General features: G+C 75.0%; 19 protein-coding genes. 9 read left to right on the top strand and 10 right to left on the bottom strand.

Going from position 1 to position 25,008, the window contains the following annotated elements:
* Positions 1-42 precede the first annotated feature (42 nt).
* The 3 genes from EMA09_RS27520 to EMA09_RS27510 form a co-directional block, all read right to left on the bottom strand.
* Entirely contained in the window at positions 43-4,290 is a 4,248-nt protein-coding gene (locus EMA09_RS27520) for a caspase family protein (RefSeq protein WP_129843659.1), read from the bottom strand.
* Entirely contained in the window at positions 4,287-4,682 is a 396-nt protein-coding gene (locus tag EMA09_RS27515; RefSeq protein ID WP_129843658.1) for a hypothetical protein, read from the bottom strand. The genes EMA09_RS27520 and EMA09_RS27515 overlap by 4 nt, the downstream gene beginning before the upstream one ends.
* A gap of 83 nt (positions 4,683-4,765) precedes the next feature.
* Positions 4,766-5,668 carry a UTP--glucose-1-phosphate uridylyltransferase gene (locus EMA09_RS27510; protein ID WP_129843657.1) on the bottom strand — a complete coding sequence of 301 codons (903 nt, stop codon included), beginning with the start codon at positions 5,666-5,668 and terminating at the stop codon, positions 4,766-4,768.
* A gap of 313 nt (positions 5,669-5,981) precedes the next feature.
* On the opposite strand from EMA09_RS27510, the gene EMA09_RS27505 reads away from it, so the two are divergent.
* A complete protein-coding gene (locus EMA09_RS27505) occupies positions 5,982-6,767 on the top strand; it encodes a glucose 1-dehydrogenase (protein WP_129843656.1) in 786 nt (261 codons plus the stop codon).
* A 24-nt stretch (positions 6,768-6,791) separates the two neighbouring features.
* Here the strand turns inward: EMA09_RS27505 and EMA09_RS27500 are convergent, their stop codons facing one another.
* Positions 6,792-8,123, bottom strand: a complete 1,332-nt coding sequence (locus EMA09_RS27500; RefSeq protein ID WP_129843655.1) for a DUF2252 domain-containing protein — start codon at positions 8,121-8,123, stop codon at positions 6,792-6,794.
* Positions 8,124-8,303: 180 nt separating this feature from the next.
* Positions 8,304-10,595: a glycoside hydrolase family 3 N-terminal domain-containing protein gene (locus EMA09_RS27495; RefSeq protein ID WP_129843654.1), complete on the bottom strand. Its 2,292-nt coding sequence runs from the start codon at positions 10,593-10,595 to the stop codon at positions 8,304-8,306.
* A gap of 132 nt (positions 10,596-10,727) precedes the next feature.
* Between EMA09_RS27495 and EMA09_RS27490 the strand changes: the two genes are divergently transcribed.
* Entirely contained in the window at positions 10,728-11,360 is a 633-nt protein-coding gene (locus tag EMA09_RS27490) for a TetR/AcrR family transcriptional regulator (RefSeq protein ID WP_129843653.1), read from the top strand.
* A gap of 28 nt (positions 11,361-11,388) precedes the next feature.
* Here EMA09_RS27490 and EMA09_RS27485 read toward each other — a convergent pair whose 3' ends face one another.
* Complete coding sequence (locus tag EMA09_RS27485; RefSeq protein ID WP_129843652.1) at positions 11,389-11,961, bottom strand: hypothetical protein; 573 nt, start codon at positions 11,959-11,961, stop codon at positions 11,389-11,391.
* A gap of 185 nt (positions 11,962-12,146) precedes the next feature.
* On the opposite strand from EMA09_RS27485, the gene EMA09_RS27480 reads away from it, so the two are divergent.
* Positions 12,147-12,920: an SDR family NAD(P)-dependent oxidoreductase gene (locus EMA09_RS27480; protein WP_240796598.1), complete on the top strand. Its 774-nt coding sequence runs from the start codon at positions 12,147-12,149 to the stop codon at positions 12,918-12,920.
* A 70-nt stretch (positions 12,921-12,990) separates the two neighbouring features.
* A complete protein-coding gene (dgoD, locus tag EMA09_RS27475) occupies positions 12,991-14,136 on the top strand; it encodes a galactonate dehydratase (protein WP_129843650.1) in 1,146 nt (381 codons plus the stop codon).
* A 10-nt stretch (positions 14,137-14,146) separates the two neighbouring features.
* Here the strand turns inward: dgoD and EMA09_RS27470 are convergent, their stop codons facing one another.
* Positions 14,147-14,524: a MerR family transcriptional regulator gene (locus EMA09_RS27470; RefSeq protein WP_129843649.1), complete on the bottom strand. Its 378-nt coding sequence runs from the start codon at positions 14,522-14,524 to the stop codon at positions 14,147-14,149.
* Between the two features lie 113 nt (positions 14,525-14,637).
* On the opposite strand from EMA09_RS27470, the gene EMA09_RS27465 reads away from it, so the two are divergent.
* Complete coding sequence (locus EMA09_RS27465) at positions 14,638-15,519, top strand: polysaccharide deacetylase family protein (RefSeq protein WP_129843648.1); 882 nt, start codon at positions 14,638-14,640, stop codon at positions 15,517-15,519.
* 23 nt (positions 15,520-15,542) lie between these two features.
* Here the strand turns inward: EMA09_RS27465 and EMA09_RS27460 are convergent, their stop codons facing one another.
* Positions 15,543-16,811 (bottom strand): cellulase-like family protein, encoded by a 1,269-nt coding sequence (locus EMA09_RS27460; protein WP_129843647.1) that lies wholly within the window; start codon positions 16,809-16,811, stop codon positions 15,543-15,545.
* Positions 16,812-16,856: 45 nt separating this feature from the next.
* A complete protein-coding gene (locus EMA09_RS27455) occupies positions 16,857-19,244 on the bottom strand; it encodes a beta-galactosidase (protein WP_129843646.1) in 2,388 nt (795 codons plus the stop codon).
* 148 nt (positions 19,245-19,392) lie between these two features.
* On the opposite strand from EMA09_RS27455, the gene EMA09_RS27450 reads away from it, so the two are divergent.
* From EMA09_RS27450 to ssuE, 3 genes are all read left to right on the top strand, one after another.
* The gene (locus EMA09_RS27450; RefSeq protein WP_129843645.1) at positions 19,393-20,115 is read left to right on the top strand and encodes an FCD domain-containing protein; all 723 of its coding nucleotides are present in this window, start codon (positions 19,393-19,395) and stop codon (positions 20,113-20,115) included.
* 118 nt (positions 20,116-20,233) lie between these two features.
* Entirely contained in the window at positions 20,234-21,451 is a 1,218-nt protein-coding gene (locus EMA09_RS27445) for an MFS transporter (RefSeq protein ID WP_129843644.1), read from the top strand.
* Between the two features lie 241 nt (positions 21,452-21,692).
* Positions 21,693-22,244, top strand: coding sequence for an NADPH-dependent FMN reductase (ssuE, locus tag EMA09_RS27440; protein ID WP_129843643.1), 552 nt, complete (start codon positions 21,693-21,695; stop codon positions 22,242-22,244).
* A gap of 60 nt (positions 22,245-22,304) precedes the next feature.
* Here ssuE and EMA09_RS27435 read toward each other — a convergent pair whose 3' ends face one another.
* Entirely contained in the window at positions 22,305-23,486 is a 1,182-nt protein-coding gene (locus EMA09_RS27435) for a tyrosine-protein phosphatase (RefSeq protein WP_129843642.1), read from the bottom strand.
* Between the two features lie 208 nt (positions 23,487-23,694).
* On the opposite strand from EMA09_RS27435, the gene EMA09_RS27430 reads away from it, so the two are divergent.
* Positions 23,695-24,990, top strand: a complete 1,296-nt coding sequence (locus tag EMA09_RS27430) for a hypothetical protein (RefSeq protein WP_129843641.1) — start codon at positions 23,695-23,697, stop codon at positions 24,988-24,990.
* The last annotated feature ends 18 nt before the right edge of the window (positions 24,991-25,008 follow it).

The following is a 25,008-nucleotide window of genomic DNA, read 5'->3' as shown; positions in this document are numbered from 1 at the left end:
CGGCGGGCGGCCCGTGGCGCATCACACGGGCCGCCGCCGCGCTCACCCGGAGGGGCAGCTCTCCCGGAACGGCACGTCGGGCACGTACGCCGCCCATTCGAAGGAGCCGAAGCCGCCGTCCGTGAGCCGGCACGCCATCCCGACGGTGTCCGCCGCGATCACCGGGAGGTCGCCGAGGTCCCACGTGTACAGGTTGCTGTCGCTGAGGGTCAGGGCATGCCCGTCCGGTGTGAAGAGCATGTCGTCCACGGCGGCGGAGTGGACGAGGCCGCTCGCCTCGTGCGGCCGCCGGGTGTCGGTGACGCTCCACAGCTCGACCGTGCCGCGCTCTCCCACGGCGGCCAGGAGCGTGCCGTCCGGGTGGAACGCCAGCGGCGTACCGCCGGTCCTGCCCAGTGCCTCCGGGTCGCCGGGGTCGCGGACGTCCCACAGGTACGACGCGGTGGCCACGAGTGTGCCGTCGGGGCTGAAGATCCCGTCGTCCTCCCCGAGCCCGCCGGTCAGCGGCACCAGCCCGGACCGGCCGGCCCCGTAGTCCCACAGGCTGGTGTCACCCTCCACGGTCCTGACCAGAAGGCGGCTGCCGTCGGGGCTGAAGGTCACGGTCCCCGAGCAGTAGGAGGTGTCCGTGAGGGAGGCCGTCCTCGCCGGGGCCGCCGGGTCCGAGACGTCCCACAGGCCGAGGTCCGTGCCGCACAGCGACAGCAGCGGCGCGTCGGGGGCGAAGGCGACGGCGGGGAAGACGTCGGTCCCGACGGGCAGTTCACCGACCCTGCGTGCGGCGGCCGGGTCGGCGACGTCCCACAGTTCGACGGCCTCGGAGTAGGCGGCGGCCAGGACGGTGCCGTCGGCGCTGAGGGCGAGGTCGCTCGTCCCTCCCTCCCGGGCGGGGAGGACGGCGATACGCCGGAGTGCGGCCGGGTCGGTCATGTCCCAGAGCTGGAGTTCGTCGACCCGGTTCACGGCCAGGACCGCGCCGTCCCGGGACAATGCCATGTCCAGTGCCGGCACGCCGACGGCGGTCGTCGCCACGACCCGGGCGGCGGCCGCGAGGTCCCAGCGCCTGAGCTCGTCGCCGCCCGCCGACGACAGCGAGCGGCCGTCCCTGTCGAACGCCAGCGCGTCGATGCCGGTGCGGTGCCCTCCCATGGCGGCCTCCCGGCGCGGTTCCCGGGGGTCGTCCAGGTTCCACAGGGTGAGGGTTCCGCCGAAGCCGCCGGTCGCCAGCCGCGCGCCGTCCGGCGAGAACGCGAAGGCCGTGACGAAGTCGGTGGTCACGGGCCACTCGGCCAGTACCTCGGCCCTGCCCGGCGACGTGACGTCGACGAGCGTGACGAACCGCGACCGTCCGGTGACGAGCAGACCGCCGTCCCGGCTGAAGACGGCTCCCTCGTCGGCGGCCACCCGGTCGCCGGGCCGGGGCCGTCCGGGGTCCGTGAGGTCCCACAGGACCAGGCCGCTCGACCCGATCCGGTCCGAGACGGTGGCGAGCGTACGGCCGTCCGGGCCGAGGACCACGCCGTCCGCCCCCTCCACGCCCTCCGTGACGGACAGCCTCCGGGGCTGCCGGGGATCCGTCACGTCCCACAGCACGAGCGCGCCGCCCTCCTCCCCGGCGTCCTCCTCGTCCCGCCACCCCACCGCGGCAAGCATGGTGCCGTCGTCGCTCAGGGCCACCGCCCGCGCCCCGCCCGGCAGGCCGTCGACGCCGAGGGACGCGAGTCTGCGCGGCTCCTCACCGGGCGCTCCCATGTCCCACAGCGTCACCTTCCCGTCGCAGGGGGCGGCGAGCGTCCGGCCGTCCGGACCGCCGATGAGCGGGCGGTCGGGGGCCGACCACCGGCACGGCAGGCGCGCGGCCGGTGCGTCGGGGACGGGGAGCCCTCCGACGTCCCACAGAGACACGTCGTCGAGACCGGGGAGGGCCAGGGTCCGCCCGTCGGGACTGAACGTCGCGTTCCCGGTGTAGGGCAGCGCGGAGCTGCCACGGAACGGACCCGACAGGGTCTCGAAGAGGCTCCGGCGGGTCTCGGCCGAGGGTTCGAGGGCGTGGGCGGCCAGTCCCAGGGCGAGCGCCCGGCGGGGGTCGTCGGTGCGCAGCGTCCCGGCCTCGGCGATCAGGGCGCGCGCGGTGGCCAGTTCCTGCTGCTCCTCGGCGGCCCGCTGCTGCCGTACGGCCACCACGGTCGCCGCGATCGTCATGACGAGGGCCAGCACCAGGCCGCCGGCCGCGCGCCGCAGGATCCGTCTGCGCCGCGTCTCGCGGCGGCGCTCGCCGGCCGCCGCCTCCTCACCGGCGGCCAGGAACTCCCGCTCCACGGTGGACAGTCCGGCGAGCCCCAGGGCGGCTTCGAGACGGCCGGACCGGTAGAGGAACGCCGCGTCGCGCCCGGCGGCGTCCCACTCGGCCGCGGCCGCGCGGAGCCGCTGCCGCACCAGCAGCGCGGCCGCGTCCTCCTCGATCCAGCGCCGCAGCCGGGGCCACGCCCGCAGCAGCGCCTCGTGGGCCATCTGCGCCGTGTCCCGGCCGACGGTGAGCAGACGGGCGCGGGCCAGCCGGTCCCGGATCTCCTCCGACCCGTCCGGCAGGTCCGCCAGCGGGACCCGGTGGCGCGGGACGGCGGCGCCGCCGTCCGGGGGCAGGTGCACGAGGCGCAGCAGCAGCTCCCGTGCCGTCCGCCGCCCGTCCGCCGGGAGGGAGGTGTACAGGTCCTCGCCGGTGGTGGCGACCGAGCGCCAGATGCCGCCGGTGGCCTCGTAGCCGGCGAGGGTGAGGCGCGTTCCGCTGCGCCGCAGCCATGTCCCGCGCAGCGCGTGGGCGAGGAAGGGCATCGCGCCGCCGGCGTCGGCCGCGGGGCGCCCCTCGCGCAGGTCGTGCAGCAGCCGCTCGGTCAGCCCGGGTTCGATGACCAGCCCCGCAGCGGCGGCCGGGTTCTCGACGGCCGCACGCAGGTCCGCCTCGCGCATCGGCGGCACGGTGATGGCGTGGGACAGTGCCCGTTCCAGTTCGGGGTGGTCGAGGCAGCTTCCGTAGTGGTCGGCGCGGAGGCCGATGACCACCCGCGGCCCCGCACCGGCCAGGGCGGCGACGAACGCGGCGCGCTCGCGCGGGTCGGCGCAGCGGGTGAAGACCTCCTCGAACTGGTCGACCACGAGCACGGAGGGGGCGGGCCGTCCGGGCAGGGCGTCCGGTGGGCGGCCGGCGTCGAGCGCGGAGCGCACCTCGTCCGTGGGCCGCCCCGTGGCCTCGGCCCACAGTGCGGTCAGTGCCCGCATGGGGTGCTCCCCGGGGGCGGGCAGGAGCAGGGCGTGCCGGCGGGCCGCCAGGCCGGCGAGCAGTCCGGCGCGCAGCAGGGACGACTTTCCCGCGCCCGACGCCCCGACGAGCACGACCGGGCCGCCGTCGCCGTCCACCGCGTCGAGCAGCCGGGCGGCCAGGTCGTCCCGGCCGAAGAAGTGCGCGCTGTCCTCGGTGCGGAACGGTTCCAGGCCGGGGTAGGGGCACGGCACGTCCGCCGGCGGCTCGGCCTCCCCGGCCGCGGTGGGCGCGGGGGCGTAGGCGCGGTTGCGGGCGATGACGAGCGAGCCCAGGGTGCCCTCGCTGTGACGGGCCGGGCGGACGCGCCCGTCGTCCGCGAACGCGCGGTCCAGCGCCGCGTGCAGCCCGTCGGCGGTCAGCCACGGCGGCCCGGCCGGGTCGCCCTCGGTGAGGAGCCGCAGCAGCCGCCCCGTGAACAGGGTGTGGCGCTCGCCCTCCGGGGCGAAGGAGAGGGCGTAGTGGGAGGCGGAGGTGAGCAGGAAACTGCCGCGCGGCCGGGCGGTGGCGAACGGGTTCCGTGCCCCGCCGTCCGCCGGCGGGGCGGTGGCGCGCCCGGAGAAGCAGCAGTCGAGGACGACGATGCTGCCGTGGGGTGCCTCGCCCAGCAGGTCGCGCAGGGTGCGGTACGGGACGGCCTGCGCGATGTGGCGGGCGGACCGGCCGCCGTGGGTGGCGAGGTACAGCTCGTCCCGGGGGCCGAGGAGCCCGTGGCCCGCGTAGTGGAACAGCACGGGCCCGGCGGCCCGGTCCCTCGCCTCCTCCACCGCGGCGATCACCTCGGCGGGAGTCGCGCGGGCCGGGACGCGGGTGATGTGCCGAGGGTCCATGCCGCAGACCTCGCTCAGCGCGGTCCGGAGGTCGTCGAGCGTGGTGTCGACGGAGGGGAGCCGCTGGAGTTCCGAGCCGGGGACATGGCCGCCGGTGCCGACGAGGACCGCGCGGACGCCCGGTGCCGCGAGGCCGCCCGTCATGCCGGCGGTGCGCCGTCCCCCGCCGGCCGGGCCAGGCGTTCGGCGAGGGCTGCGAGCTGCTCGGGGCTCATCGAGCGGGCCTGGCGGGAGGTGATGGTGATCTCCGTGCCGTCGGGCCGGGTCACGGTGACGGTGTGGCTGCCGCGGCGGGTCTGCACCCACGCGACCAGCGCTCCGGCGAACACCGCGGCGACACCGCCCGGTTCGAGCAGCGCGAGCACCGCGTCGGCCGCCGGGCCCATGGCGCCGGCGGGGGGCGCCGCGTACCGCGGTCCCCGGCCGATGCGGCCCCGCAGCTCGGGGACGTCGAGCAGCCACTGCCGCAGGTCGGCCGAGCCTTCCCCCTCCTCACCGTCCCCCGAGCTGCCGCTCACCGACACGACCAGACGCATGGTCCCCCCTCGACACTCCGGGCCGGTCCCCCGGCGGACAGGCTATCCACGGGGCGCCGCCGGCGGAATGCCGCGGGGGACGTTCAGGGCCGGGCGCCGTCGAGGTCCTGTGCGAGCTTGCGGAGCGCCGGGCCGTACTCGGGGTGCGCGAGCGCGAACGCCATCTGCGCGACGAGGTAGTCGGCCGGATTGCCCGTGTCGTACCAGCGGCCCGAGATGACCTGCCCGTAGACGGCGCGGCTGGCCGCGTAGGCGTTGATGGCGTCGGTGAGGTAGATCTCGCCGGTCCGGTGCTCGTACCAGCGGCGGGTCTGCTCGCGCAGCTCGTCGACGATGCCCGGGGTGATCACGTAGCCGCCGATCGCCGCGTACCCGGAGGGTGCCTCGGCGGGGACCGGCTTCTCGACGAGACCGCTGATGCGCAGCAGCCCGTCGTCGAGGTCCTCCTTGACGACGGGCACGCCGTAGCGGCGGGAGTCGGCCGGGTCCATGGGCATGAGGGCGAGGACGGGGCAGCTCGTCAGCTCGTAGGCGCGGATGAGCTGCTGGGCGCGCGGCACGTCCGCGACGAAGACGTCGTCCGGCCACAGCACGAGCATCGGCTCGTCGCGGGCGTTGCGCGCGGCGTTCAGGACCGGGGTGCCGTTGCCGTACGGGCCGTGCTGGTCGAGGTAGGTGATGTGGCCGCGCCGCGCGAGGTCGGCGACCTCCTCGACGGCCTCGGCGTACGCCTCCTTGCCGTCCTCGCGCAGCCGGTCGGCCAGGGCCGGATTCGGCCGGAAGTGGTCCTGGATCAGGGATTTGCCGCCCGACACGACGATCGTGATGTCGGTGATGCCGGAGGCGACGAGCTCACGGACCGTGTGCTCGATCACCGGTTTGTCACCCACGGGCAGCATCTCCTTGGGTGTCGCCTTGGTCAGCGGCAGGAGACGGGAACCGAGTCCGGCGGCGGGTATCACCGCTCTGCGGATCGTGGAGGGCATCACTTCTCGCTCTCGGGCGTGGGGGGCGTCCACCGGTCGGCGGCGCTCCGCGGGAAGTTACCGGGCGGAGGTTACGTACCGGAGGCCCTTCGGCCACGCGCGGATGAGGGCTTGCCGACCGGTCCGGGACGGACCCGGCACCGGCGCTGGACCGTCCGGGCGGCGGGGCCGGGCCGGTCGGCGTGTTCCGTGGCGGGAACAGAACCGAGTGGTTCAGTGTTCAACCATATGGCGCCCGGTTCGTCCGGGTGATCCCGGTGGCGCCCCGGCGCCGCCCCACCGTACGACCACGACAGGGAAAGCAAGGCACAGCATGAGCGAGAGGTTCACGGACAAGGTCGTTCTCATCACGGGTGGCGGGTCCGGCCTCGGCCGGGCGACGGCCGTCCGGGTCGCCGGCGAGGGCGCGCGGCTCGCGCTCGTCGACATCAGCGAGGAGGGCCTGGCGCAGTCGGCCCGCGCCGTCGAGGAGGCCGCCCCCGGCACGCCCGTCCTCACCGTGACGGCGGACGTGTCGGACGAGGCCGACGTCCGGCGCTACGTGGCGGCGACGCTGCAGAAGTACGGCCGCGTCGACGCCTTCTTCAACAACGCCGGCATCGAGGGCAAGCAGAACCCGACCGAGGACTTCGGCAGCGACGAGTTCCGCCGCGTCGTGGCCATCAACCTGGAGGGCGTGTTCCTCGGCCTGAAGCACGTCCTGCCCGTGCTGCGCGAGCAGGGCTCCGGGTCGGTCGTCAACACCGCATCGGTCGGCGGCATCCGGGGCGTCGGCAACCAGTCGGGCTACGCCGCGGCCAAGCACGGCGTGGTCGGCCTGACCCGCAACTCGGGTGTCGAGTACGGGGCGTACGGCGTCACCGTCAAGGCCATCGCGCCCGGCGCCATCATGACGCCCATGGTCGAGGCGTCCCTGAAGCAGATGGACCCGGAGAACTGGGAGGAGGCGGGCCGCCAGTTCGTGTCCGTCAACCCCATGCGCCGCTTCGGCCGGCCGGAGGAGGTCGCGAGCCTCGTGGCGTTCCTGCTCTCCGACGAGGCGTCGTTCATCAACGCCACGACCGTCACGATCGACGGCGGCCAGTCCGAGAAGTACTGACCGCGGCGCCGGGCGCGGCGGGGCTCACAGGTTCGGGATGCGGCCGTTGCGGAAGAGGTCGACGAAGATCTGGTGGTCCGCGCGCGCCCGGTTGCCGTAGGCGTGGGCGAAGTCCACGAGCAGGTCGGCGAAGCCCGCCTCGTCGCGCGCGATCGCCGCGTCGATGGCGTGCTCGGTGGAGAACGCCACGAGCGACTGGCCGCTGGAGTCGTCGGCCGCCGCGTGCATCGCCGCCGTGGCGCGGCCGAGGTCGGCGACGAGCTGGGTGATCTCCTCCGGGTCGTCCAGGTCCGACCAGGCGAGGTCCACCGCGTACGGGGAGACCTCGGCGACCAGCTGGCCCGCGCCGTCCAGCTCGGTCCAGCCGAGCCACGGGTCGGCGTTGGCCTGGAGGGCGCGCTGCGAGATGACCGTGCGGTGGCCCTCGTGGTGGAAGTACGAGCGCACGCGCTCCTCGGTCACATGGCGGGAGACGGCCGGCACCTGCCCCTGCTTCATGTAGATGACGACGTCGTTCTCCAGGGCGTCGCTGTTGCCCTCGAGCAGGATGTTGTACGACGGCAGGCCGGCGCTTCCTATGCCGATCCCCCGGCGGCCCACCACGTCCTTCACCCGGTAGGAGTCGGGCCGCGCGAGGCGCGCCTGCGGGAGCGTCGCCACGTAGCGGTCGAACGCCTCGAGCACCCGGGAGCGCGTGGCGTCGTCGAGCGGGATGGCTCCGCCGCCCGGCGCGAACCCGCGCTCCCAGTCGCGCACCTCGGTCATCGAGTCGAGCAGCGCGAAGCGGGTGCGGGAGCGCGCGTCGCGCAGGGCGCCCAGCATCGGCCCCGTCGCGGTGTCGAGGGTGAACGGCTCCTCGTCGGTGAGGGTGCCCGCCGCGAGCGCGCCGATGCGGTCGCGGTAGGCGGCGGCGTAGACGCGGACCAGGTCGCTGATCACGCGGTCGCTCAGCGCCTTGGTGTAGCCGAGGAGCGCCACGGACGCGGCGAACCGCTGCAGGTCCCACAGGAAGGGGCCGACGTACGCCTCGTCGAAGTCGTTGACGTTGAACACGAGACGGCCGGCGGAGTCCATGTAGGTGCCGAAGTTCTCGGCGTGCAGGTCCCCGTGGATCCAGACGTGCGCGGTGCGGTCGTCCAGGAAGTCGGCGGCGGCCGGGGCCTTCGCCAGGTCGCGGTAGAACAGGCAGGCCGTGCCCCGGTAGAAGGCGAACGCGGACGCCGCCATCCTGCGGTACTTCACCCGGAACGCCGCCGGGTCCGCGACCAGCAGTTGCCCGAACGCCTCGTCGAGCACGCCGAGGATCACCTCGCCCCGCTCCTCGTTCCCGGCCGCGGTGGTCTCGCCTGCTGTCACGGTGCTTCCGCCCCTTCTGCCCTGGCGCACGGTGCGCGCGTCGGCCCATGTCAGGACCGCTCCGACCCTACCCGCGGGGGTGACCGCGACCGGGTCCGCGGGGGCCGTCCTGACGATGCCTTGGCGCAGGCTTTGCGCCCCGGCGGCACATCGCTTGCCGGGGCGCGAGGCCGTGCGCTCTCAGCCGGTCACGGTGAAGTCGGCGCGCAGCAGCGCCTCGTCGCGGGAGGACGGCCCGACGAGCAGCTCGAACCCGCCCGGCTCGACGACGCGGTGCCCCGCGGCGTCCACCAGCGTGCAGACGGAGGCGGGCAGTTCCAGCGTGACCTGCTCCGTCGCGCCGGGGGCCAGCGGCACCTGCCGATAGGCCTTCAGCTCCTTCTCCGCCCAGGTGACGGACGTCACCCGGTCACTGATGTACACCTGGACGGTCTCCAGGGCGGGCCGGTCACCGGTGTTGCGGAGGGTGACGCGGGCACGGACCGTGTCGTCGGCGGTGACGGCGGGGGTCAGGACCTCCAGGTCGCCGTACTCGACGGTGGTGTAGGCGAGGCCCTCGCCGAAGGCGAACGCCGGGCTCTGCGTGAGGTCCGCGTAGCGGCTGCCGTGCTGGCCCCGGATCTGGTTGTAGTACGTCGGCTGCTGGCCGGCGTGCCGGGGGAACGACAGCGGCAGGCGCCCGGTCGGCTCGATGAGCCCGAGGGCGAGTTCGGCGATCGCGCGGCCGCCGCGCATCCCCGGGTTGAAGGCGTGCACGATGGCCGCGGCCCGGTGCGCCGACGGCGGCAGCACCAGCGGCTTGGAGGCGATGACGACGACGATCAGCGGCGTGCCGGTGGCGGCGAGCGCGTCGAGCAGCGCCGTCTGGCCGCCGACGAGGTCGAGGGTCGCGGTGGAGCGGCCCTCGCCGATGAGCTCGATGCGGTCGCCGACGACGCAGACCGCCCAGTCGGCGGCCTCGGCGGCGGCGACGGCCTCCGCGATCAGGGCGGCGTCCGGCTCGGCCGGCACCACGACGTCCGGGCGCGGCTGCCCGTCGGGGAAGAACGCGCCCTCCGGGTCCGGGCCGACGGTCAGGATGTCGGCGCCCCGGGCGTGCGTGACGGTCCAGCCGTCCGGCACCCGGTCGCGGAAGCCGTCAAGGACGGTCTCGATCATGTCGCGCGGGTGGCCCTGGCGCAGCCAGTCGGCCTGGCCCGAGGAGCCGGCCCAGTCGCCGAGCTGCGTCTGGGCGTCGTCCGCGTTGGGGCCGATGACGGCGACGGTGCGGGGGGCCGCGCCGTCCGGGGCTGCGGCACGGCCGTCCGCACCCCCGGTCAGGCCGCCGGCGAGCGGCAGCGTGCCGTCGTTGCGCAGCAGGACGAGGGAGCGGCGGGCGATCTCCAGGTTGAGCGCCGTGTGGTCGGCGGACGCGATGACGGCGGCCTGGCGCCCGGGGTCGGGGCGGCGCGGGTTCTCGAAGAGGCCGAGTTCGAACTTCAGGGTGAGGATGCGGCGGACGGCGGCGTCGATGTCCTTCTCGTCCAGCAGGCCGCGGGCCACGGCGTCCTGGGCGCCCTCGAAGAACTGCGGGGTCGTCATCACCATGTCGTTGCCCGCGCGCACGGCGCGGACGGCGGCCTCGGTGTGGTCGGCGCAGATGTGCTGCTCCCACACCATGCGGCCGACGTTGTCCCAGTCGGTGACGAGGGTGCCGGTGTAGCCCCACTCGCCGCGCAGGACGTCGCCGAGGAGCCAGTCGTTCACGGTGATCGGCACGCCGTCCATGGACTGGTAGCCGAGCATGAACGTGCGGCAGCCCTCGCGTGCGACGCGCTCGAACGGCGGCAGGAACCAGGAGCGCAGCTTGCGGCGGCTGATGTCCGCCTCGCTGGCGTCCCGGCCGCCCTGGGTCTCCGAGTAGCCCGCGAAGTGCTTGGCGCAGGCCAGGATCGCGGTGCCGTCCGCGAGGCCGTCGCCCTGGTAGCCGCGCACCATGGCGGAGGCGAACTCGCCGATGAGGAACGGGTCCTCGCCGAACGTCTCGCTGACCCGGCCCCAGCGGACGTCGCGCGCGATGCACAGCACCGGGGAGAACGTCCAGTGGATGCCGGTCGCCGCGACCTCGACGGCCGTGGCGCGGGCGACGCGCTCCACGAGGGCGGGGTCCCAGCTCGCGGCCATGCCGAGCTGGGTGGGGTAGATGGTGGCGCCCTCGAAGAAGGAGTGGCCGTGGATGCAGTCCTCGGCGACGAGCAGGGGGATGCGCAGCCGGGTGCGGCCGGTCAGCTCGGCGGCCTCCAGGACGTGTTCCGGGGAGGCGTGGAGGATCGAGCCGACGTGCAGCTCCCCGACGAGGTGGGGCACGCCCCGGCCCGCGGGGAGCTGGAGCATCTGGCCGACCTTCTCGGGCAGGGTCATGCGGCCGATCAGGTCGGTGACGCGCTCGGCGACCGGCAGGGCGGGGTCGAGGTAGGGCAGGGGGGCGGTCACGGGTGTCCTCTCACGACGGGCGCGGCGGTGCGGCGCGGCGGGCACGGCGCGCGCCGTCCCCGGCGCGGCGTCCGGCCCGACGGTAGCACCGAAAACCTCCGCGTGGAGGTTTTCTGCCCGTACGATGCCGTCATGAGCGACTCACCTGCCACGCCCCCGGGGCCGCCGAGCCGCGGCCGGTACGCGAAGGGCGTCGAGCGCCGGCGGGAGATCCTCGACCGCGCGATCGAGGTCTTCGCCGAACGGGGCGCGGAGCGCACGTCGCTGCGCGCGATCGGGGAGGCGATCGGGGTCTCGCACGCGGCGCTGCGGCACTACTTCTCCTCGCGCGAGGAACTGCTGGTCGCGGTGTACGCCGCCGCCGAGCGGCGGTGCGCCGAGGAGGACCCGACGCCGGAGGAGGAATCGGCCGTCGGGGAGATGCGGCGGGCCGCGCGCCGCAACCGGGGGGTGCCGGGGCTCGTCCAGCTCTACTCCGCGCTGGTCGCGGGCGCGCTGGAGGAGGGGCACGAGGAGTCGCGCGACTTCTTCGCCGGGCGCTTCGCCTCGCTGCGGGAGGCGCTGGCGCAGCGGGTGCGCCGGGAGCAGCGGGCGGGCCGCGTACGGGCGGACATCGATCCGCGGGCGGCCGCGGCCCTGGTGATCGCCGCGTCGGACGGCCTGCAGATCCAGTGGCTGCTGGACCCGGAGATCGACATGGAGGAGTCGCTGCGGCTGCTGGAGCGCTTCCTCGGTCCCGACGGCGACGCGGCGGGGGGCGGCTGACGCGGCCCGCGCGCGGGCGGGCGGCCCGTCAGGCGGCGGCGCTGTGGGCGATGTCGACCATGAGCCGCCCGTCCTCCGTGGTCACACGGAACGGCGCGTGCCCCTCGCCCTCGGGGTCGAGGCCGAGCGCGACGCCGCTCTCGCCCTCGAAGAAGCCGAGGTCGGCCACCTCGCGGATCAGCTCGGTCGTCCCCGTCGCGGTGACGGCGGTCGTGGGGTCCACGGACACGAGGACGACGACGAGGTGCTCGTCCCCCGCGACGTCGACGGGGCCGCCGTCGCCGCCGCGCGGGTACACCGTGTCGGTGTACTCGGCGATGTAGCCGGGGGTGTCGCCGGTGAACGTGAAGGTGACGCGGTCGTAGCCGTCGTGGCGGGAGAGGGCCACGTCGTCGAGGACGGCGGCCTCCGCCGTCGAGTCGCTGGAGCTGCTGCGTTCCGTGGCCCAGCCGTCGCCGGGGAGCCCGGCGGCGTTGGCGTCGTCCTCCGTGGCACCGGTGGTGGCCTCCGGGGCGGGGTCGTCGTCGCCGCCGCAGGCGGTCAGGGCGAGCGCGGCTGCGCAGACGACGGCGGCGAGCGGGAGTGCGGGGTGGCGCGGCACGGACGGGCCTCCGGGCGTGGGGATGCGGACGGCGGTCTGGCGGCAGCCGCGCGCGGGGCACGGGTGCGGCGATCATCGTAGGCCGCGCGGACCGCCGCGCCTGGACACGAGCGAACCTCTTGGCGTGCCCCAATAATTAATATTTAATGCTCTGGAGCAGGCAGTTGAACGGTCCGGAGGTCCCCGTGGCAGCACCGTCATCCCCCGAGGGCAGGTTCGCCGGCCGCTGCGCCGTCGTCACGGGCGCGGGCTCGGGCATCGGCGCGGCGACCGCCCGGCGCCTCGCCGGCGAGGGCGCTTCCGTCCTCGTCACCGATGTGCGGCGGGCGGCGGGCGAGGAGGTCGCCGCGGACATCGCGCGGGCGGGCGGGCGCGCGGCGTTCCACCCGCTGGACGTGTCCGACGAACCCCAGTGGCACACCGCCGTCCGGGCCGCGCGCGAGGCGTTCGGCCCGGTGTCCGCGCTCGTCAGCAACGCCGCGTCGGTGACCGTCGCCGCGGCCGACCGGATCGACCTCGCCGAGTGGAACCGGCAGCTCGGCATCGGGCTGACCGGCGCCTTCCTCGGCTTCCGCGCGTGCCTGCCGGATCTGCGTGCGACGGGTGGGGCGGCCGTCCTCGTGTCGTCCGTCCACGCGCTGGTGGGACTGCCGGGCCGGCCGGCGTACGCGGCGGGCAAGGCCGGGCTGACCGGGCTCGCGCGGCAACTGGCCGTCGAGTACGGCCCGGACATCCGCGTGAACGCCGTGCTGCCGGGTCCCGTGCTCACCGCCGCCTGGGACGGCGTCACCGAGGACGACCGGCGGCGCAGCGCCGAGCAGACCGCGGCCGGGCGCCTCGGCGATCCCTCGGAGGTGGCGGGGGCGATCGCGTTCCTGCTGCACGAGGACGCGTCGTTCGTCACCGGCGCATCGCTCGTCGTGGACGGCGGCTGGAGCGTGTACAAGACCAGCTCGTGACGCACGCGCCCCGCACACCACCGACCGACACCGCCGGCACGCCGGCGCGGACAGGGAGCAGGAACCACCGTTGAGGATCACGCGGGTCGAGACGTTCGCGGTGCCGCCGCGCTGGCTGCTGTGCCGCGTCGAGACGGACGAGGGTGTCGTCGGCTGGGGCGAGCCGGTCGTCGAGGGCCGGGCCGCGACGGTGCGGGCCGCCGTGCACGAGCTGTCGGAACTCCTCGTCGGCCGTGACCCCGCGCGCATCGAGGACCACTGGCAGGTCATGACGAAGGGGTCGTTCTACCGGGGCGGCCCCGTCCTCTCCAGCGCCGTCGCCGGGCTGGACCAGGCGCTGTGGGACATCGCGGGCAAGACCCACGGCGTACCGGTGCACCAGTTGCTCGGCGGCCCGGTGCGCGAGCGGGTCCGCGCCTACGGGTGGGTGGGCGGCGACGACCCCGCCGAGATCACCGACGCCGTGGCGGCCCAGGTCGCGGCCGGGTTCACGGCGGTGAAGATGAACGCGTGCGGCCGGATGGGCCGTATCGCGGCCGTCGCGGAACTGGACGCCATGGTGGGGCGGGCGGAGGCCGCGCGGGCGGTGCTCGGCCCGCACCGGGACATGGCGCTGGACTTCCACGGACGCTTCACCGTGGCGAACGCGCGGCGCGCCCTGCCGCTGCTGGCGCCGTTCCACCCGCTGTTCGCGGAAGAGCCGCTGCTGCCGGAGTACACGCACCGGATCGGCGAACTGGTCGCCGCGTCACCGGTGCCGGTCGCCACGGGCGAGCGGCTGTTCTCCCGCACGGACGTGCTGCCCGCGCTGCAGGCGGGCGTCGCGGTGATCCAGCCGGACCTGTCGCACGCGGGCGGCGTCTCCGAGGTGCGGCGGATAGCGGCGCTGGCCGAGACGTTCGACGTCCTGCTCGCGCCGCACTGCCCGCTCGGGCCGGTGTCGCTCGCGGCGAGCCTGCAGGTCGCGTTCGCCACGCCGAACTTCCTGATCCAGGAGCAGAGCATCGGCATCCACTACAACGAGGGCGCCGAAGTGCTCGACTACGTGGTCGACCGCGAGGTGTTCCGCTTCGACGAGGGCCACTTCCGGCGCCCGACGGGTCCCGGACTCGGCATCGAGGTGGACGAACGCGCCGTACGGGCGGCCGACGGGCGCGCGCCCGACTGGCACAACCCGGTGTGGCGGCACCCGGACGGCTCGTTCGCCGAGTGGTGACGCCCCCCGGTCAGTCCGCGGCGGAACGGTCGCGGGCCAGCACCGCGTCGAGGTAGGAGCCGATCGCGTCGCGGTTGCGGACGAGGCAGTCGATCCTGGCGCTCATCCGGTCCATCTCCGCGCGCAGGGTGGCGATCATCTCCGGCTCCGGGTCGGGGAAGTGGATGGTGCGCGGCGAGTCGAGGCAGGGCAGGATCTGCCGGATGATGCGGGTCGGCAGCCCGGCGTCCAGGAGACCGCGGATCTGGCGGACACGGTCGACGTTGCGCTCGTCGTAGTCGCGGTAGCCGTTGGGGAGGCGGGCGGCGCTGATCAGGCGCTGCTCCTCGTAGTAGCGCAGGAGGCGGCGCGGGGTGCCGGTGCGCTCCGCCAGCTCGCCGATCCGCATGTGATCCACCCCACTCGCCGCCGCGTTGACCTTCTCACCGATGCGAGGGTTCGAGGATACCGGCGGACGGCGCCGACGGAGCGCCGTCAGGACGCTCCGAGAGGCGAACTCCCGTGGACAACACGCTCTTCGACTACAGCCCGATCACCGAACGCCCGCCGCTGCGGTGGCCCGGCGGCGCGCGCGTCGCGTTCTACACCGGCCTCAACATCGAGCACTACCGGGTCGACCGGCCCTCGACCAGCATCTTCCCCGACACCCGCGACCTCGCGCCCGACCCCCTCAACTACGGGTGGCGCGACTACGGGCCGCGGGTCGGCTTCTGGCGGACCCTCAAGGCCCTGGACCGCCACGGCGTCCGGGCGAGCGTCATGCTGAACGCCGCCGTGACCCGGCACTACCCGCAGATCGTCCGGGCCGGCCTGGAGCGCGACTGGGCGTGGATCGCCCACGGCGAGGACAACTCCACGCTCCAGGCGGGGCTCACGCGCGAGGAGGAACGGGCCGCCCTCGGCCGCACGGTGGACACCATCGCGGCGGCCACCGGGCGCCGGCCGCGCGGCTGGCTCGGCCCCGCGCTCACCGAGACGTTCCACACGCCGGAACTGCTCGCCGAACTCGGCCTCCAGTACGTCCTGGACTGGACGAACGACGACCAGCCGTACCGCCTCAACGTCCCCGGCATGCTGAGCGTGCCCTACTCGGTCGAGGTCGGCGACATCCAGCTGTTCGTCGGGAAGGCGCTTTCGGGACCCGAGTTCGTGCGGATCGTCCGCGACCAGCTCGACCAGCTCGTCGAGGACGCCGCGGACGGCGGGCGGGTGATGGCGCTGGTGCTGCACCCGTTCGTCATCGGCCAGCCGTTCCGGCACCGCTACCTCGACGAGGCCCTCGAGTACGTCGTGAACCACCCCGCCGTGTGGGTGACGACGAGCGACGAGATCGCCGCGCACTGGGCCGCGACGCAGGACGGGGGCACGGCGGCGGCCGGGTGAGGACCGGGGCCGCCGCCGGCGGGTCACGACCGCAGCAGCGCGTTGCACTCGCGCTGGAGCTGGACGTCGTCCCACATGGCGTGGTGGGGCGCCGCGTTGGAGCACACGACGGCGCCCCGAGCGCCGACCTCCGCGCAGGCGGCGAGGGCGCGGCGGCACAGCGCGGCACCGACCGGCCCCTCCTCGAACGTGCCGTGCGCCGGCGTGTAGCCGACCCAGCCCTCCCCCAGCACCAGCGGCCTGCCGGCCGCCCGCGCGTGGTCGGCGGCGGCAGCGAGCCACAGGTCGAGCTTCTCCTCCATGGCGAGCCGGTGCGTGGCGTACCGGTCGTACAGCCACGCGTCCCACTTCCCCGGGTCGCACCAGTCGTGGACGTACATCTCGCGCAGGCCGACGATCGTCGCCGTGAGGCGCCACCGGTCGGCGGCCGGGGGCGCCCAGTCGGCGAAGTCGGGGGCGCCGGGGCGCAGCAGCTCGCGGTGGGCGTCGGCCTGGGGGAAGGGCCGTGTCGTGTCGCGCAGGGCGAAGGTGTCGATCAGCTCGTCCAGGACGCCGTAGACGTACGGGTGGAAGACCGCGACGTCCGCCTCGTCGGGGACACCGCGCAGCGAACCGACGGGCACGCCGGCGTAGTTGACGGTGACGGGGTGGTCCGGGTGGCGTTCCTTGAAGCGGACGAGGCCGCGCGCGAGCCGGGGGCGCAGCGCGACGACCGGGTCCTCGTCCGCGGGCAGGCCGTCCGTGAGACGCCCCGCCTGCACCTCGTTGTGGAGCTCGGTGAAGGCGACGCGGTCGTCCAGGCCGTCGTGCGCGGCGAGGAAGTCGACGAGGTCGGCCAGCGCGTCCGCGAGCGCCTCGGCCCGCCGCTCGGGGTCGATGGCCATCAGCGCGTCGAACCAGGCACGGTCGGCCGCGAACGACGGGCTCTGCTGGTACTCCCAGCTCGAGAGGATGACGAAGAAGTGGTGCCGCCTGGCCGCCTCGAACAGCGCGAGCAGGTGCGCCCGGCCGTCGATCCGCGTCGTGTGCCGCACGTCGTACCAGCGGACGCGCTGCCCGTACGCGCCGCCGAGCGGGCCGAGGACCACCTCGCGCGTGTCCAGGCCCGAGCCGAAGAGGAGGAACGGCATCGCGCAGATCCGGATGGTGTTGTAGCCGCGGTCGGCGGCCTCGCGGAAGGCGCGGTCCAGGTCGGCGAACGGCTCGCCCGGCCCGGTGCGGGTGTACCAGGTGAAGTCCCACAGGGTGATGGTCAGATGGTCGGGGACGTGGGGCGGGAGAGGTGTCGGCACTGGCGGGCCTTTCGTCGGCGGTGCACGGACGGCTCGGGGGCGCGGTCAGGAGGCGTGGAGCGTGAAGCGGTGGAGGGGGACGCAGGTGGCGCCGTGGACGCGGGCCGTCGTACGGGCGGCCGCGAGCCCGGCGCGGGCCGACGGGTCGACGTGGACGGCGCTCCCGGCGGCGAGGGGCAGCACCCGGATCTCGACGCCGTGGGCGCGCACCGCCGCCGCGTGGCGGCGCAGGCCGATCTCCCAGGCGGGGCCGTACCAGAAGTGGTCGGCGACGAGTTCCCCGTCGACGTAGGCGCGCGCGGCGTCGCCGGTGAGGGCGACGCGCAGCAGGACCTCGGCGGTGTCGTCCGCGTCCCCGGCGCCGTCCAGGACACCGGCGGGCGGGGTCACCCGGAAGACGGCGGCGTGCTCGAACGCGGCGTCGTCGGGTGCCGACGCGCGCCCGGCGGGACCACCGGTCCGCGCCGGCGCCGGGCGCGCGTCGGGCGACACGCACTCCACGCGCGCCGCGCGCGTCCCGGCGCGCCCGGTCAGGGTCCAGCGGAAGAACACCCCGTCCTGCGTACCCGGCTCGCACCCCGGGCCGGTGAGCGAGGCCGGCGCGGGGTACAGGGCGACGGTCGTCCGTCCCGCCTCGGTGCGGACGACGAGGTCGCCGCTGACCGGGTCGGTCAGGAGCAGGTCGGGACACAGGGCGACGCGGTCGGCGCCGGCGCACCGCACGCGGTGGACGGCCGCGGCCTGCCCGGCGTCGAGGACGAGCACCGCGACGGTCCCGCCGTCCGGCGCCGCCAGGGTGAGCAGCGCGTGGCTGCCCGGCCGCGTCACGGTGACGAGGGTGGCGTCCGGTGTCTCCTCCGTGTGCGCGGTGTCCGCCGGCGCGGTGACGGCGGTGCCGGGCGGCAGGGCGAGCTGCGGTGTGATGCCGGCGGTCGCGGCCAGGACGGTCAGCGGCGTGCCGTGGGCGTCGAGCCGGGTGACGGGCTGGGCGGCGGCCCAGGTCAGCGTGAGCCCCCGCCCGAGGTCGTGGCCCACGGGCCACACGAAGTGTGCGCCCGACGGAACGGTGACGGGCACGGCCGGGAGGGTGACCGCACGGCCCGGGAACTCGACGGTGAACCGTACGCCGTGGTGATCGGGCAGCGGTTCGTGCGGCTGGTGGTTGTTGACGAACAGGAACGCGCGCTCGCCGTCCGAGCGGACCGACCAGCGCAGGACCGCGCGGTCGTCGAGGCCGGGCGGAAGCTCGTCGGGCAGCGTCAGCGGCATGCCCGCGAGATCCGTCCCGCAGTCCTCCAGGAAGAGGTGCTGCGCGCGCAGGGCGTGGTAGGAGGGGCGGGCCTGGCCCCACTCGCCGAGCGGCGCCTGGAAGTCGTAGGTGACGGCCGGGAGGTCGTTCGGGTAGCCCGTGACGTGCGACTCCTGGTTCGGCAGCTCGGTCGCGCGGCGCTGGGAGACGCCGTGGTACAGGTAGTAGCCCTGCCAGACGGAGCCGCTGCCGAGCTTGCTGAGCGCGAGGGCCGACACGTCGGCCGCCGGGACGAGGGGGCGGCGGTGGTAGGCGATGGCCATGCCACCGCCGAGTTCGCAGGTGGCGTACGGGTGACGGCGGTCGTCGGGGCGGCGGCCGCCCCCGGCCGGCGGCTCCGGGCGCAGGTCGGCGCCGATCGCGTGGTCGTCGCGGATGGGCGTGAAGAAGTAGTGGCGGCGCATCCCGCGCGCCCAGCCGTCGCCCGCGTCCTCCCAGAACGCCTCGGGGTAGCCGCCGTACAGCGGCAGCACCGCGTCCTCGGGCAGGTCGGCCGCGCCCCAGGCGGTCGCCGTCCACAGCGGGACGCGCAGCCCCGCCTCCTCGGCGATGCGGCGCAGTGTCGCGATGTGCCCCGGCTGGTCGTACAGCTCGTTCTCCACCTGCACGCCGACGACGGGGCCGCCGTCGTGGTGGGAGAGGCCGCGCAGCTCGCGGGCGATGGCGGCGAAGTACGGGCGGACGAGCGCGAGATACGCGGGGTCGTCGGTGCGGGGCACGCAGTCCTCGTCGGCCAGCCAGTCGGGGAAGCCGCCGTTGCGGCACTCGCCGTGCGCCCACGGGCCGATGCGCACCACGGCGGCGAGCCCCGTCTCCCCGCACAGCCGGACGAACCGGCGGATGTCGAGGTCCCCGTCGAAACGGATCCGGCCCCGGCGCTCCTCGTGCTGGTTCCAGAACAGGTACGTCGCGACCGTGTCGAGACCGCCCGCGCGCATTGCGAGCAGTTCCTCGCGCCAGGCGTGCGCCGGGTAGCGGCTGAAGTGGAACTCCCCCATCACCGGCAGCCAGCGCCGGCCGTCCCTCAGGATGCTGCGGCTGTCGGCGGTGATGCCGCCCGGTCCCCCGGTGGCCGGATGGCCCGCCGACGGCGGCACGGGAGGGTGGACACGGGCGGACGGCATGGGCTCTCCGGCGGTCGCTGCGGGACGGGACGGGGGCGGACGCTCCCGGGACGGCGTTCATCGTCGGCAGGGCGCGGAACACCTGTCAAGATGTATTCATAAATAATGCCCAGGCTAGGATGGCCGCGGCAGGAAGGGGGACACGGCGATGGCGTCCTACTCGCGCCGGGGCGTGCACGGCCAGGTCGTGCACCGTCTGGGTCTCGGCATCGTCGACGGCACCTGGGCCGAGGGCGACACCCTGGATGTGAAGGCGCTCGGCGAGGAGTTCGACGTCAGCCTGACCGTGCTGCGCGAGGCCATGAAGGTGCTCGCCGGCAAGGGGCTGATCGACGCGCGGCAGAAGCGCGGCACCTTCGTCCGCGCCCGGTCGGCGTGGAACCTGCTCGACCCCGACCTGATCCGCTGGCGCATGGCCGCCGGCGACTCGGGCCGGCTGCTGCGGGACCTGGCGGAGGTGCGCGCCGTCATCGAACCGGCCGCCGCGCGGCGGGCCGCGCTCCGCCGCGGCGAGGCGGATCTCGCGGCGCTGGAGGACGCGCTCGCGGCCATGGAACGCGCGGGCGACGACTCGGCAGCGGCGGCGGAGGCGGACGCCGCGTTCCACGGCGCGCTGCTCGCCGCCACCGGCAACGAGTTGCTCGGCCACCTGGAACTGCTCCTGCGGCCGGGCCTGCGCGAGCGGGACCGCCTCGTGCACGCGCATCTCACGGGTGCCGACCCGGTGCCGTCGCACCGTGCCGTGGTGGACGCGGTGCGCGCCGGGGACGCGGCGGGCGCGCAGGCGGCGATGCTCGACCTTCTGGCGCAGGCGTCGGACGACCTCGACCGGGTGGCGCCCTCGCTCGCCGGCGACGACCGGCCGTCCTGACCCGCCGCACCCGGGCACGGTGCGGCGGACGCTTGCGGGCGCCCGATGTTTACGCAAACATGGGACCGCCCCGCGCACCGCGGGGGTCAGGGACGCAGTGCAGGGGAGGGAACCGCCCATGACGACCGCGGTCGGCGACAAGGTGGCGACCCGTGCTCGGGCCGCCGTCGGAGTCCTGTTCTTCACGAACGGCTTCCTGTTCGCCAACGTCGTCCCCCGCTACCCGGAGATCAAGGCGGACCTCGGCCTGTCGAACGCCGCGCTCGGCACGGCGATCGCCGCGATGCCGCTGGGCGCGCTCCTCATCGGCCTGCTGGCGAGCCCGCTGATCCGGCGCTTCGGCTCCGCGCGCACGGCTGTGGTGGCCGAAGCCGTGATGGGCGCGAACGTGCTGCTGATCGGCACGGCGCCCGGATTCCCCGCGCTGTGCGGGGCGATGTTCGCGGCGGGCAGCCTGGACGCGATCACGGACGTGGCGATGAACGCGCACGGCATGCGCGTCCAGCGGCGTTACGGCCGGTCGATCCTCAACGCGTTCCACGGCGTGTGGAGCGTCGGCGCGGTCGTCGGCGGCTTCGCGGGCGCGGGCGCGGCGCAGGCGGGCGTCCCGCTGACGGCGCATCTGACGGTGGCCGGGGTGCTGGGCGCCGCCGCGGCGGTGGTGTCGTACCGGTTCCTGCTGCCGGGCGCGGAGGACACCGAACGGGACCCGTCCGCCGCCGGCGACACCCCCGGCGCGGCCGGCTCGGGAGTGCGGCGGCTCGCCCCGCTGCTGCCGGTCCTCGGTCTGCTCGGCCTGCTCGGCGCGGCGGCGGCCGCCGTCGAGGACTCGGGCGCCTCCTGGGGATCGCTGTACCTGCGGGACGAGCTGGCGGCGAGCGCGTTCGCCGGCGGACTGGCGTTCGCCGCGCTGCAGGGGGCGCAGACGGTGGGCCGGCTGCTGGGCGACCACGTGGTGCGGCGACTCGGCGACCGGAGCACGGCCCGGCTCGGCGGCGCGCTGGTCCTGGCCGGCATGGGCGCGGCGCTGGCGTGGCCGTCGGTGCCGGGGACGGTGGCCGGTTTCGCCTGCGCCGGCCTCGGGATCGCGACCGTGATCCCGGCGACGTTCCACGCGGCGGACGAACTGCCGGGCCTGACGCCGGGCGCGGGCATCACGGTGGTGGCGTTCCTGCTGCGGGTCGGCTTCCTCGTCTCGCCGCCCCTGGTCGGCCTGGTGGCGGACGCGGTGTCGATCCGCGCGGGACTGCTCGTCGTCCCGCTCGCCGGCGCGGTCATCCTGCTGACGTCCGCCACACTGGCGGCCGGCGGCCCCGGGGACGGCGCGAAGCACTGAGGACGCGTGCCCGGCACGACGGGGTGATGCCGCGGGCCGTACCACGACACACGACCGACATCGGACGCGAGACTGCCGCAATGTCCGGGTGTCAGCATGGGTGTGTGATCGGCGAACGCGTCCACGGCCCTCGGTGCCGCGCGGAGTGCTGTCGGAACCGCTGACCCGGCCGGGGCGGACCGCGGCCACCGCGGCGTGCCCGCCCCCACCCCCTCATTCCGCCCCTGTCATGAGGTGACGCATGCCGACCGTCCTGTCCGTCTCCGGCAGTCCTTCCCCCACCTCACGCACCGCCCGTCTGCTGCGCCATCTCGACGTACGGCTCGGACTGCAGGGCCACGAGGTCGTCCCGCTCGACGTACGGTCGCTCCCCGCCGAAGCGCTGACCGGTGCCGATGCGCGGCACCCCGCGATCGTGGAGGCCGCGGCGCTCTTCGAGCGCGTCGACGGTGTGGTCTTCGGGACCCCCGTGTACAAGGCCGCGTACTCGGGTCTGCTCAAGTCGCTGCTCGACCTGCTGCCGCAGTACGCCCTCGCCGGGAAGACGGTCCTGCCGCTGGCCACGGGCGGGACGACGGCGCACGCGCTGGCCGTCGACTACGCGCTGCGGCCCGTGCTGTCGGCCATGGGGGCCGCCCACATCACGCCCGGCCGGTTCGTCCTCGACAAGGACGTCGCCGTCGGTGCCGACGGGTCGGTGACGGTCGGCGGCGCGGCGGCCGGGCCGCTGGAGCGGATCGTCGACCAGTTCTCCGCGCATCTGCACGCGCGACCGCAGCGGGTGTCGCTGTGACGCGGTGACTGTGACGCAGCCGGGTCGGCGGACGGCCCGGCCGCGCGCGGTGCCGCGCCGTCAGCCGACGAGCAGGGCGCGCCGCAGGTCCCGCAGGTCGCGCCCGGACAGGCCGAGGGCGTCGCGCAGGTAGCCGTCGAAGCCGCCCCAGGCGGCCTCGACCTCGTCGAACCCGGCCGCCAGGTACTCGGGCCGCACGTCGAGGACCGCCCGGTAGGCCGGCCGCAGCTCCTCGGGGACCTGGGCGAGCGCGGCGGCGTTCTCCTCGGCGCGGTAGCCGTTGCTGGCGAGGTAGTCCTCCATGACCGTCTCCGCCGGCACGCCGAGGGCGGTGAGGATGGCGGCGCTCGCCCAGCCGGTGCGGTCCTTGCCGGCCGTGCAGTGGTAGACGACGGCGGCGGCGCGGCGGTCGGCGGCGGTCGTGAGCAGGGTGCGGTACGCGGCGCGGGCGGAGTCACCGGAGACCATGGTCCGCTCGCCCTCGGCCATGGCGGCGGCGGCCTCCTCCTCCGTGGTCATGGGGAAGGACGTCACGTCCGAGCCGGCGAGCACGTCGGCGACGACGTGGTCGGTGCCCTCGGGAAGGCGGTCGGGGCTCGCGGCGCGCTCCGCCTCGGTGCGCAGGTCGACGTCGGTGGCGATGCCGAGGCGCCGCAGTGTCGCGAGGTCGGCGTCGGTGAGCCGGCTGAGGTCGCCGGAGCGGTAGATGACGCCCATGCGGACCCACTGGCCGTCGGCCGTGCGGTACCCGCCGGCGTCACGGAAGTTGGGGGCGGACGCGAGGTGCAGGGAGCGGTCGGCGAGTGTCAGGGACTCGCCGCGGTCCGGGACCAGTTCGAACCACCAGCGGTCCGCCGGGCCGAGGCCCCGCACGGTGACGCTGTCCGTGCCCGAGCCGTGCGCGACGGCGTGGCGGTGCGCGACGTGGTCACGGTCGCGTCCGGCGTAGACCGTCACGTGGCGGGCGGCAGTGGACGTCCAGGTGACGGTGAACGACCCGTCGTCCTGCCGGGTCACCTCGGCGTCGGTGAACGGTATGGCGTGCGCCGACTGCTGCCGCTGCGTCGCGGCGGCCCGCGCGTCCGTACCCGCGGTGGCGGCGCCGGCGGGCACCGCGCCGTACGCGAGGCCGCCGATGAGGAGGGCACCCGTGACCCCCGCCGTGGCGAGGCGGCGGCCGGCGGTCCCCCGGCGGGCCGGTGCGGAGGCGGTGGACTCGGGTGCGGTGGGCTGCGCGGGCATGCGGTTCTCCAGTCGTGCTGAGGTACGGCGCAACCTTTCGCCGCTGCCATGACATCCAGGGCGGTGCCGGTCGACGCGCGGGCGAACGGGAGGCGACGTCCGGGGACGGCGGCGCCCGCCGGTCCGGTTGTTGCACGACGGTGACAACCGGACGGGCGTTCGCACGGTCCACGGGGTGTCACGGCATCGACAGGAAGTGGGCCACAGCATGACGAGGGATGAGCGCGGCCGGACCCGGGGGACGCGTCGGGTGGGGCGCAGGGCGCTGCTCGGCCTGGGGGCGGCCGGAGCCGTCGGGGCCGCGGGCGCGGCCCTCTATCCGCTCGCCAGGTTGTCCGCGCACGCGGGCGAGTCCGACGACGCCGTCGAAGTGGATCCGATCGAGGACCCGGCGCCCGACCCGACCGTGACGCCGTCGCCCAGCGTGGACAACCCGCGTCTCATAGGCGACGGCTCGACGGCCGACACCGGGCCGCAGCCCGGGCAGCCGGGGGTGCGGCGCCTCGCGCCCGGTGAGGAGCCCCCGCAGTTCGTCGTCGTCTCCTGGGACGGCGCGGGCGCACTGGACGACGGTCTGTTCGGCCGGTTCCGGGGCGTCGCGCGTGAGCTGGAGGCGTCGATGACGTTCTTCCTGTCGGGCCTCTACCTGCTGCCGGAGTCCCGCAGGACCGACTACCTGCCGCCGCGCAACGCCCCCGGCGCCTCCGACATCGGATACCTGACGGACGCGCACATACGGGACACGCTCGGCCAGCTCCGCTCGGCGTGGCTTGAGGGGCACGAGGTGGGCACGCACTTCAACGGCCATTTCCTCGCCGGCAGCGGCTCGGTCGGCAACTGGTCCCCCGACGACTGGCGCAGCGAGATAGAGCAGGCCAAGGCGTTCGTCACCGAGTGGCGCACCAACACCGGCTGGGACGATCTCGACCCGCTGCCGTTCGACTACGAGCGGGAACTCGTCGGCGGCCGGACCCCCGGGCTCCTCGGCCAGGAGAACCTGCTGCCCGTCGCCGCCGAACTGGGCTGGCGCTACGACGCGAGTTCCCCCGGCGGGCTCCAGCAGTGGCCGGGACGCACCGGAGGGCTGTGGGATCTCCCCCTCCAGTCCCTGCCGTTCCCGGATCACGGTTTCGAGGTGCTGTCGATGGACTACAGCATGCTCGCCAACCAGTCCGGCACCACGCAGGGCGACCCGGCGTCGTTCGCCGCGTGGAAACGGCAGGCGGGAGGGGCGTTCATGGCCGGATTCGAACGCGCCTACACTTCGAACCGCGCACCGCTGTTCATCGGCAACCACTTCGAGACGTGGAACGGCGGCATCTACATGGACGCCGTCGAGGAGTCCCTGCGGGCGATGGCGTCCTTCGAGGGCGTGCGGTTCGTCTCCTTCCGCCAGCTGTGCGACTGGCTGGACGCCCAGGATCCCGCCGTCCTGGACAACTTGCGCGGGCTCGGTGTCGGCCAGGCGCCCCCCGGCGGCTGGGAGTCGGTGGTGACGGTGTAGCGCGCGGGTACGAGGGGG

The organism is Streptomyces sp. RFCAC02, assembly GCF_004193175.1.
GTDB lineage: Bacteria > Actinomycetota > Actinomycetes > Streptomycetales > Streptomycetaceae > Streptomyces.
This window is presented reverse-complemented; position numbering and strand designations above follow the sequence as displayed.